Genomic DNA, 9,339 nt, shown 5'->3' with positions numbered 1-9,339 from the left:
GTGGGCAGGATGCCGCCGTCCTGGTCGGCGGTCACCCGCTCCACGCGGCCGCAGTGCAGCACGGGCGGCACCTCGCGAGCGGGTAGCCACAGCGGCGAACCTTCACCGGGCATCACGTCTTCGGCGGCGACGGGCTTCACGTCTTCAATGGCGCCGGTTTCCAGGTCCACCACGCAGTCGAAGCGGTCGCCGCCGGCATCGCGCAGGCGCACGCCGGCCTTGCCGCGGTTCATGGGCCAGGCGGTGGTGACCACGTCGGTGGCCACGCCGGCATCGCTGACGCAGCGCTGCACGGCGCCCGAAAGCTGGGGCAGCAGGCGGCTCCAGTCGGCGGCGTCCTTCGTGCCGGCGTTGGCTTCCGGTGCGTTGGCCAGGTCCAGGCCGTACTCGACGCTGCAGCAGCCGCTGGCAACTTCGCCGCCAGGCAGGCTGGCCTGCGCGCTGAACGGCAGCGCCGGGCCGTCGGCCATCGTGTCGAAGCATTGGCCGGGCACGATCAACGCCGACACCGCTTCCTCGGGGCTGCCGTCGGGAGCACCGCGGAAAGCGAACGAGCCGCCTTGATTGGCCTTTAGCTCGCCCAGCAGCTCGGTTTCCGCATCGGGTGTCTTGAGCAGGGCTCCGTTGGCATGGATGTCCAGCGCCCAGAACGGTTCATTGCCGCGGCACAGGAAGGCACGGGGCACCTGGCCGGGCTCGGCCGGGCCAGACGGCGACGCGGTCGGCGCCTCGGTCTGCTCCCGGGCGGGGGGCGGCGGCGCCTCGGGCGCGGTCGGGACAGCCGGTTCGCGGCAGGCGCCCAGCAGGGCGAGCAGGGTGACGGACAGGGCAAGTCGCTTCATGGCGTGCACTCGAAGGCAGTCCCGCCACGATGCCGCAGGCACCGGCGGCCGGCAAGCTGAACGATTGCCGCGCAGGGCGCTGGCGCGGTCAACCGCGCAATGGCTGGTGCGTTCTTGTGGGTACGGACGGAATGCACCGGCCCGACAGGAGATCGACATGTTCAAGCCCCTCATCTTCACCGCGCTGGTCCTGGCCACCGGCATCGCCTTTGCGCAGGCCCCGGGTGCCGACCGCGGTGCGCGCCACGCCGAACACCAGGCCAAGGCGCAGGCGCGCTTCGCCGCCGCCGACAAGGACGGCAACGGCCGTATCGACCGCATCGAGGCGCAGGCCGTCGGTGAGCGGATGGCCAGGAACTTCGACCGCATGGACGCCAACAAGGACGGTTCGCTCGACCAGGCCGAGCTGGCGGCGGTGCGTCAGAAAATGCGTCGCGGCGGCCAGCGCATGAAGTCGGCCATGTCTTACCAGCGCGGGCTGTTCGTCGGCATGGACGACAACGCCGACGGCGCCATCACCGCCGCCGAGTTGGGCACCAAGCACAGGCGCTGGAGCGATGACTTCGACATCATCGACACCAATCGCGACGGCAAGCTGACCGCCGAAGAGATCAAGGCCTACGGCCGTGCGTCGATGCAGGCCCGTCGCGCCGCGCGCGAGGGCTAAAAAAAAGGGGGCGGCCCGGAGGCCGCCCCTGCCCTGGCACACCCGGCGATGCTTAGAAGCGGAAGCCGGCGCTGATGCCATAAACCAGCGGGTCAACTTCGGCGGTGCCGACGTTGCCCAGCGTTTCCACCGTCACTTCGGTGTCGAAGTCGAGCTTGCGCACGTCGCCGCGCAGGAAGAAGTTGTCGTTCACGTAGAAGTCCGCGCCCAGCGTCAGGCTCAGGCCGTCGGCGTTGCTGCCCGAGATGCCCAGGCCCGACAGCGCGCCCAGCGAGCGTTCGCCGGAAACACTGATCCAGCCGTAGCCGATGCCCACGAACGGACGGAAGCTGCCTTCGGGCAGGAACTGGTAGTTCAGGCTCAGCGTGGTGGGGCGATGCTCGACGCTGGCGACGGTGCCGAGGCCTTCGATGGACACTTCGTGCTCGTAGTTGGCCAGGCCCGACCACAGTTCAACCGAGAAATTCGGGTTGAAGTTGTAGGCGAAGCTGCCGGTGAGGCTCCAGTCGTCGTTCACCGTGGCGTCGCCGCCGGCCAGCGTGCCGTTGTCGGACTTGGGGTCGGTGTTCTGGAAGCCCAGGGTGGCGGTGAAGTCCTGGGCGCTGGCGGCGGACGTTGCGAACGCGCCGGCGATGACGAGGGCAGCGAAGGAAAGGCGGGGCATGGGTTTTCTCCTGTGCGGGGGGTGGGCGGCATGTGCCGGCGGGGTAATGCTGGGCACGCCGGGTTCAACCCGCGGTGATGCCGGCGTTGATGCCGTGTGAACCGGGGCTAAGCGGTGCCGGGAACCATTGACCGCTGCTGCGGTCCATCCAGCGTAGGAGCTGCGGACTTATGGCACGTGCCGCGCTGCAGCCGTTCGCTCACCCTGAGCACACAGCGCCAGGCAAAGGCTTTACCGGACCACCGATTCCTCATTGCGCTTGGGCTCATCGCGAGCCCCGCGAAGGCGCGACCAGCACGCGTGCCCCAGTGTTTGCGCTCTCCAGCCCCCCGTTCCCCTCGGGGGGTTATTTTTGGCGGCGACGGTGAATCTTCATTCGCGAAGCCAGCGCAGCATGTGCGGATACGGCGGCAGCCCCTGCGCGCGGGCCGCTTCGCCAATCAAGGCCATGCCAGCTTCGGACAGTCCATGGGCCCCGGGATACACGCCGGCGCCGTAGGTTGCTATCAGCGCCTGTGACTGCCCGTGGTAGCCACCGGCATGGAACAGCACGTCGGGCGGAAGTCCCAGCGCCACGGTGGCCGCATAGGCCCAGGCCGTGGCTTCGGCTTCGCCGGCGTGCGCATCGGCTGGCTGTCCCGCCAGGTCATCGCTGAGGGTGCCGCGTCGTGCGGCCGGCGTCATCGCCAGGTGGCCGGCTTCGTGCAGCAGGTCGCCGGGCCAGCGCAGCTTGTGCCGGTCGAACACGATCTGCCCGGCCGTGATTCGAAGTCCCGGCAGGAAGGCGTCGTCGGAAACCTCGCCTTCGTTCACGCCCAGGTCGAGCTGGCGCAGGAAGGCCACGATGAGGTTGATCGCCGCCGCCATGCCGTTCGCCTCGCCGCCGGCCACGCCGGCCCGGGTGGAGTATGCCCCAGCGGCTGCGCGGGCCTGCCGGCGGCCGCGGTGAATGCCGGTCCATCCAGTGACGTATGGGCCCCGCGTGCAGGCAAGAAAGCCCGATGCCGCCGGCAAGCTTTGCCCGCGGGGCGCAACGGGGCGAGAATAGGGTCACGACTCTGATGCGGGATCCAGGTGGACCATGGCCGATCTGTTGGAAGCACGCGTGCCGGATATCGGCGACGACAAGGATGTGCCAGTGATCGAGCTGCTGGTCCAGGCCGGTGACACGGTGAAGAAGGACCAGGGCCTGGTGACGCTGGAATCCGACAAAGCCACCATGGAAGTGCCGTCACCGTTCGACGGCGTCGTGCGCGAGCTCAAGGTCAAGGTGGGGGACGCGCTGTCGGAGGGTTCGGTGGTGGCGTTGATCGAGCCTGCGGCGGCGGAGTCTGCCAAGCCCGAGCCCGCCAAGCCCGAGCCTGCGAAGGCCCCGTTGCCGGCTGCGCCGGCCACGCCCGCTGAGCCTGCGGCGCCAGCCGCCGTCAAGGCCGCCGCGCCGGCCCCGAGCGTGGCCGCGCCCGCTGCGGCTCCGATGCCCACCCGCACGCCGCCCGTGGCGTTCGACGCGCAGTCGCTGATGCCGGGCAAGGTGCCGCATGCCAGTCCGGCGGTGCGCCTGTTCGCGCGCGAACTGGGCGTAGACCTGGCGCAGGTCACCGGCAGTGCCCGCGCCGGGCGCATCAGCAAGCAGGACGTGCAGGACTTCATCAAGGCCACCCTGGCGGGCGGCGGGGCAGCGCGCGCGGCCGGCGGCGGCGGGCTGGACCTGATTCCCTGGCCCAAGGTCGACTTCGCGAAGTTCGGCAGCGTTGAAAGCAGGCCGCTCACGCGCATCCAGAAGCTCAGCGGCGCCAACCTGGCGCGCAACTGGGCCATGATCCCGCACGTCACCCAGAACGACGACGCCGACATCACCGAGATGGAAGCGTTCCGCAGGAAGCTGGGCGAAGAACACAAGGACACCAAGGTCACCCCGCTGGTGTTCCTGATCAAGGCCGCGGTGGCTGCGCTGAAGAAGTTCCCCAACTTCAACGCCTCGCTCGACGGCGACAACCTGGTGCTCAAGCAGTACTTCCACATCGGCATCGCGGTGGACACGCCCGACGGGTTGGTGGTGCCGGTGATCCGGGACGCCGACCGCAAAGGGCTGCTCGAGCTGGCCAAGGAGCTGGGCGAGATCAGCGCCAAGGCGCGCGACAAGAAACTTTCGTCGGCCGACATGCAGGGCGGCTGTTTCTCGATCAGCTCGCTCGGCGGCATTGGCGGCACCGGCTTCACGCCGATCATCAACGCACCTGAAGTGGCCATCCTCGGCGTTTCCCGCAGCGCCATGAAGCCGGTGTGGAACGGCGAGGAGTTCGAGGCGCGCCTGCTGCTTCCGCTCAGCCTGAGCTACGACCATCGCGTGATAGACGGCGCGGCCGCCGCGCGCTTCACCGCCTATCTGGCGCAGGTGCTCGGCGACCTGCGCCGACTGTTGCTTTGACCCGGGAACCCCGCGTCCGCCCCCCCTTCCAAGGACGCCATCCATGACCAAGACCGACGCCAGCCAGTCACGGCTTTTCGTGCGACGCGCCACCCGCGCCGACATTCCCGGCATCGTTGCGCTGTCCGCGCGCACTTACGGCGAGCGCATGGCCTATTCACCCGAGATGGTGGGCGGGCAGCTGGCGCAGTTCCCCGAGGGCCAGTACGTGGCCGAATACGACGGGCTGGTGGTGGGTTACTGCGCCACGTTCTGCATCGCCGAGGCGGTGGCGCTGGCCCCGCACGGCTGGCGCGAGATCACCGGCGGCGGCTACGCCTCGCGCCATGACCCCAATGGCGACTGGCTCTACGGCATGGAAGTCTGCGTGGACCCCGAGCGCCGGGGCCTGCGCATCGGACGCCGCTTGTACGACCGCCGCAAGCGGCTGTGCCTGCAGTTGGACCTCAAGGGCATCGTGTTCGGCGGCCGCCTGCCGGGCCTGTCCAAGCGCATGAAGCAGTTCGGCACTGCCCAGGCGTATGTTGACGCGGTGAAGGAAGGCAAGGCCCGCGACCTGACGCTTACTTTCCAGCTGGGCAATGAGTTCCAGGTCATCGGCGTGCTGCCCGACTACCTGCCGTCGGACCATGAGTCGCTGGGCTACGCGGCGCACCTGGTCTGGCGCAATCCCAGCTTTTCGGACCATCCCGCCATCCGCAAGGCCCAGCGCACCGGCGACCTGCCGGCCCGGGTGCGCGTGGCTACCGTCCAGTACCAGCAGCGTCGCATCAAGAGCTTCGAAGAATTCGCCACCCAGGTGGAGTACTTCGTCGACATCGCGGCCGATTACCGCAGCGATTTCGTCGTCTTCCCCGAGCTGATCACGCTGCAGCTGCTGTCGATCGAGAACAAGCCGCTGTCGCCGTCCGACTCCATCCGCACGCTCACCAAGTACACCAACCAGTACCGGGAGCTGATGCACAAGCTGGCGGTGTCCTACAACATCAACATCATCGGCGGCTCGCACCCGACCCAGATGGACGATGGCGACATCCACAACATCTGCTATGTCGCACTGCGCGACGGTTCGGTGCACGAGCGCGAGAAGATCCACCCCACCCCGAACGAAGTGCACTGGTGGAAGATCGCCGGCGGCGACAGCGCCGAGGCCATCGCCACCGACTGCGGCCCGATCGGCGTGATGATCTGCTACGACTCGGAGTTCCCGGAGCTGGCGCGCCACCTGGTGGACCAGGGCGCGATGATCCTGTTCGTGCCCTACTGCACCGACGTGCGCCAGGGCCACCTGCGCGTACGCTACTGCTGCCAGGCGCGCGCCATCGAAAACCAGGTATACGTGGTCACCTCGGGCAACGTCGGCAACCTGCCGGGCGTGAACAACTTCGACATCCAGTACGCGCAGAGCTGCATCATCACGCCCTGCGATTTCCCGTTCGCGCCCGAGGGCATTGCCGCCGACACCACGCCCAACGCCGAACAGGTGGCCTTCGCCGACCTGCGGCTGGACGACCTGATGCAAGCCCGTGCGTCGGGTACCGTGCAGAACCTGCGCGACCGTCGCCACGACCTGTACCAAACCACTTGGAAACGTCGCGTCTGAGCGGCGGCACTGGGAATCGAACATGGCCAACACCCTGGAACTGAAAGTGCCCGACATCGGCGACGACGCCGACGTGCCGGTGATCGAACTGCTGGTGAAGGTCGGCGACACCGTTGCCAAGGACCAGGGCCTGGTGACGCTGGAGTCGGACAAGGCCACGATGGAAGTGCCGGCCAGCACGGCCGGCAAGATCATCGAGCTGCGCGTGAAGCTGGGTGACACGGTGTCGGCGGGGGATGTGATCGCCATTGCCGAAGCGGCAGAGGTCGGGGACTCCGGCCAGGGCGACAGGGCGGCTGAGGCCAAGCCTGCTGCAGCCGCTCCCGCTGGCGCCGCCAAGCCCGCCGCACCGGCCGCCAGCGAAGCCGTCGAAGTCGCCCAGCCCGCCGCGGGCAATGGCGTTGCCGCCGGAACATCGGCTGCCGTCCCGGCCCCGACCGCCGTATCGGGCACCGGCCGCAAGCCCGACCTCGAGTGCCGCATGCTGGTGCTGGGCGCCGGCCCGGGCGGCTACACGGCGGCCTTCCGCAGCGCCGACCTCGGCCTGGACACGGTCCTGGTGGAGCGCTACGAATCGCTGGGCGGCGTCTGCCTCAACGTCGGCTGCATCCCGTCCAAGGCCCTGCTGCATGCGGCCGAAGTGCTGGTGGAGGCGAAGCACGCCGAAGACTTCGGCATCAGCTTCGGCGCCCCGAAGATCGATCTCGACAAGCTGCGTGGCCACAAGGACAAAGTGGTCGGCCAGATGGTGAAGGGCCTGACGGGCATGGCGAAGCAGCGCAAGGTGCGCACCGTCACCGGCACGGCCACCTTTGTTTCCCCGAACGAAGTCGAAGTGCGCGAATCGGAGGGCACCAAGCTGATCCGCTTCGAGCAGTGCATCATCGCCGCCGGCTCGCAGCCGGTGAAGCTGGCCGGCTTCCCCTGGGACGACGCGCGCGTGATGGACTCCACCGATGCGCTGATGCTGATCGACATCCCCAAGCAGCTGCTGGTCGTTGGCGGCGGCATCATCGGCCTGGAAATGGCCTGCGTGTACTCCGCGCTGGGCAGCGAAGTCACCGTGGTGGAGTTCATGGACCAGCTGATGCCCGGTGCCGACAAGGACCTGGTGAAGCCGCTGGCCGACCTGTTGAAGAAGCGCGGCGTGGTCGTGCACCTGGGCTGCAAGGTGGCCAAGGTGGACGCGAAAAAGGACGGCCTGCACGCGACGTTTGAAGGCGCTTCGGTACCGGCGAATACGAAGTACGACCGCGTGCTGGTGTCCGTGGGCCGCACGCCCAACGGTGGCAAGCTGGGTGCGGAAAAGGCCGGCGTGGCCGTCACCGAGCGCGGCTTCATTCCAGTGGACAGGCAGATGCGCACCAACGTGCCGCACATCTTCGCCATCGGCGACCTGGTGGGCCAGCCGATGCTGGCGCACAAGGCCACGCACGAAGGCAAGCTGGCGGCTGAAGTCGCCGCCGGCGAGAAGAAGGAGTGGGTGGCGCGCGTGATCCCGTCGGTGGCCTACACCGATCCGGAGATCGCGTGGGTGGGCGTCACGGAAACCGAAGCCAAGGCCAAGGGCCTGCACGTGGGCGTGGCGAAATTCCCCTGGGCGGCGTCGGGTCGTGCGGTCGGCATCGGCCGCACCGAAGGCTTCACCAAGCTCATCTTCGACGAAGCCACCGATCGCATCATCGGCGCCGGCATCGTCGGCGTGCATGCCGGCGACCTGATCGCCGAACTGGCCCTGGCGATAGAAATGGGCTGCGAGGCCAGCGACATCGGCCACACCATCCATCCGCATCCCACGCTCAGCGAATCGGTCGGCATGGCCGCCGAAATCCAGGAAGGCAGCATCACCGACCTCTACTTCCCGAAGAAGAAGTAACGCGTGCGCCGGTGGGTCGAAGCGCTGCTGTTCCTGCTTGGCATCGCGGGCGCACATCCCGCGCTTGCCTGTTCGTGCGGTGTGACCGGCAAGTTCGATACGCGCGGCGGAAATGATGGGAGCAGGGTCGCGCCGATGGCTCAGTTGAACGCCACCCAGCACACCCCGCACAGCACCAGCACGCCCAGCACGTCCAGCACCGCCCCATGCCGCAGCATCTCGCGTGAATCCACCAGGCCGCTGCCGTAGGCGATGGCATTGGGCGCCGTGGCCACCGGCAGCATGAAGCCCACGCTGGCGGCCAGCACGGCGGGGAACATCAGCAGCGCCGGGTCCACGTCCACGGCGATGGCCGTGGCGGCCAGGATCGGCATCAGCAGCACGGCCGTGGCGGTGTTGCTGGCGATCTCCGACAGCAGCACCACGCCGCCAACGATGCCCAGCAGCAGCAGCGGCAAGGGCAGGGCGCTCAGGCCCGAAAGCCCCTGCGCCACAGCGTCGCTCAGGCCCGACGACTGGAAGGCCGTGGCCAGCGCGATGCCGCCGCCGAACAGCACCAGTGCGCCCCAGGGAATCTTCTCGGCGGTTTCCCAGTCCAGCAGCTGGCTGCCGCGGCCGTCCGGGATCACGCACAGGGCCACCACGGCCAGCAGCGCCACGCTGGCGTCGTTGGCGCCCGGAAGGCCCAGCAGTTCGCTCCAGCCGCCGAAAGGTTCGCTTCGGAACACCCAGGCCGCCGCCGTCAGCGCGAAGACCCAAAGCACGCGCCGCTCGCCCGGTGTCCAGGCCCCGCTTTCCGGCAGCTGTGCCGAAGGTGCACCCGCCAGGCCGCGGCCCAGCCACCAGGCCATCAGCGGCAGGAACAGCAGCACCACCGGCACGCCGATCATCATCCAGTCCAGGAAGCCGTAGCGCTGGCCGGTGGTCTCGGCGTAGACCTGCATGAAAACGAGGTTGGGCGGCGAACCGATCGGCGTGCCCAGCCCACCAACGCTGGCCGCGTACGCGATGCCCAGGATCAGCGGCGCATGCAGGCGACGGTCCCTGTAGGACTCCAGGATCGCCAGCGCCACGGGCAACATGAGCAGCGTGGTGGCGGTGTTGGAGATCCACATGCTGCCGACGCCGGTGGCCGCGATGAAGCCGTAAAGCAGGCTGCGGCCGCTGCCGCCGCCGAAAGCGCGCACCATGCCCAGCGCCAGCCGGCGGTGCCCCCCCCCCGCCCCCCCACCCGGAGCAAGCAATAAACCCCCCCCCCC

Annotated in this window: 7 protein-coding genes and 1 pseudogene; 4 read left to right on the top strand and 4 right to left on the bottom strand. The window is 68.5% G+C overall.

The features are described 5' to 3' along the window. Positions 1-842: pseudogene (locus K0M70_RS11525) on the bottom strand (hypothetical protein); the annotation flags it as partial. Between the two features lie 157 nt (positions 843-999). Between K0M70_RS11525 and K0M70_RS11520 the strand changes: the two are divergent. Continuing rightward, on the top strand, positions 1,000-1,509 hold the full coding sequence (locus K0M70_RS11520) for a hypothetical protein (RefSeq protein ID WP_290782030.1): 510 nt from the start codon (positions 1,000-1,002) through the stop codon (positions 1,507-1,509). Positions 1,510-1,561: 52 nt separating this feature from the next. Here the strand turns inward: K0M70_RS11520 and K0M70_RS11515 are convergent, their stop codons facing one another. Then, positions 1,562-2,173, bottom strand: a complete 612-nt coding sequence (locus tag K0M70_RS11515; protein WP_290782028.1) for an OmpW family outer membrane protein — start codon at positions 2,171-2,173, stop codon at positions 1,562-1,564. A gap of 372 nt (positions 2,174-2,545) precedes the next feature. Further along, positions 2,546-3,040 (bottom strand): hypothetical protein, encoded by a 495-nt coding sequence (locus K0M70_RS11510; protein ID WP_290782025.1) that lies wholly within the window; start codon positions 3,038-3,040, stop codon positions 2,546-2,548. A 214-nt stretch (positions 3,041-3,254) separates the two neighbouring features. Here K0M70_RS11510 and aceF point away from each other — a divergent pair, with 214 nt between their 5' ends. From aceF to lpdA, 3 genes are read left to right on the top strand one after another with little or no spacing between them, the layout of a single operon-like run. Beyond that, a complete protein-coding gene (gene aceF / locus K0M70_RS11505) occupies positions 3,255-4,601 on the top strand; it encodes a dihydrolipoyllysine-residue acetyltransferase (protein WP_290782023.1) in 1,347 nt (448 codons plus the stop codon). A 43-nt stretch (positions 4,602-4,644) separates the two neighbouring features. Further along, positions 4,645-6,204: a GNAT family N-acetyltransferase gene (locus K0M70_RS11500; RefSeq protein WP_290782021.1), complete on the top strand. Its 1,560-nt coding sequence runs from the start codon at positions 4,645-4,647 to the stop codon at positions 6,202-6,204. A 22-nt stretch (positions 6,205-6,226) separates the two neighbouring features. Continuing rightward, positions 6,227-8,080 (top strand): dihydrolipoyl dehydrogenase, encoded by a 1,854-nt coding sequence (gene lpdA, locus K0M70_RS11495; protein ID WP_290782018.1) that lies wholly within the window; start codon positions 6,227-6,229, stop codon positions 8,078-8,080. Between the two features lie 140 nt (positions 8,081-8,220). On the opposite strand, the gene K0M70_RS11490 is transcribed toward lpdA, so the two are convergent. Further along, the coding region (locus K0M70_RS11490) for a DASS family sodium-coupled anion symporter (RefSeq protein ID WP_290782016.1) at positions 8,221-9,339 on the bottom strand (1,119 nt) is incomplete at its 5' end.

Origin of the sequence: Arenimonas sp., assembly GCF_019459675.1 — a bacterium.
Taxonomy (GTDB): domain Bacteria; phylum Pseudomonadota; class Gammaproteobacteria; order Xanthomonadales; family Xanthomonadaceae; genus Arenimonas.
This window is presented reverse-complemented; position numbering and strand designations above follow the sequence as displayed.

Coding starts and splice junctions, on each gene's coding strand:
- aceF (WP_290782023.1), top strand. CDS start 3,255: ATGGCCGATCTGTTGGAAGCACGCGTGCCGGATATCGGCGACGACAAG.
- K0M70_RS11515 (WP_290782028.1), bottom strand. CDS start 2,173: ATGCCCCGCCTTTCCTTCGCTGCCCTCGTCATCGCCGGCGCGTTCGCA.
- K0M70_RS11520 (WP_290782030.1), top strand. CDS start 1,000: ATGTTCAAGCCCCTCATCTTCACCGCGCTGGTCCTGGCCACCGGCATC.
- K0M70_RS11500 (WP_290782021.1), top strand. CDS start 4,645: ATGACCAAGACCGACGCCAGCCAGTCACGGCTTTTCGTGCGACGCGCC.
- lpdA (WP_290782018.1), top strand. CDS start 6,227: ATGGCCAACACCCTGGAACTGAAAGTGCCCGACATCGGCGACGACGCC.
- K0M70_RS11510 (WP_290782025.1), bottom strand. CDS start 3,040: ATGGCGGCGGCGATCAACCTCATCGTGGCCTTCCTGCGCCAGCTCGAC.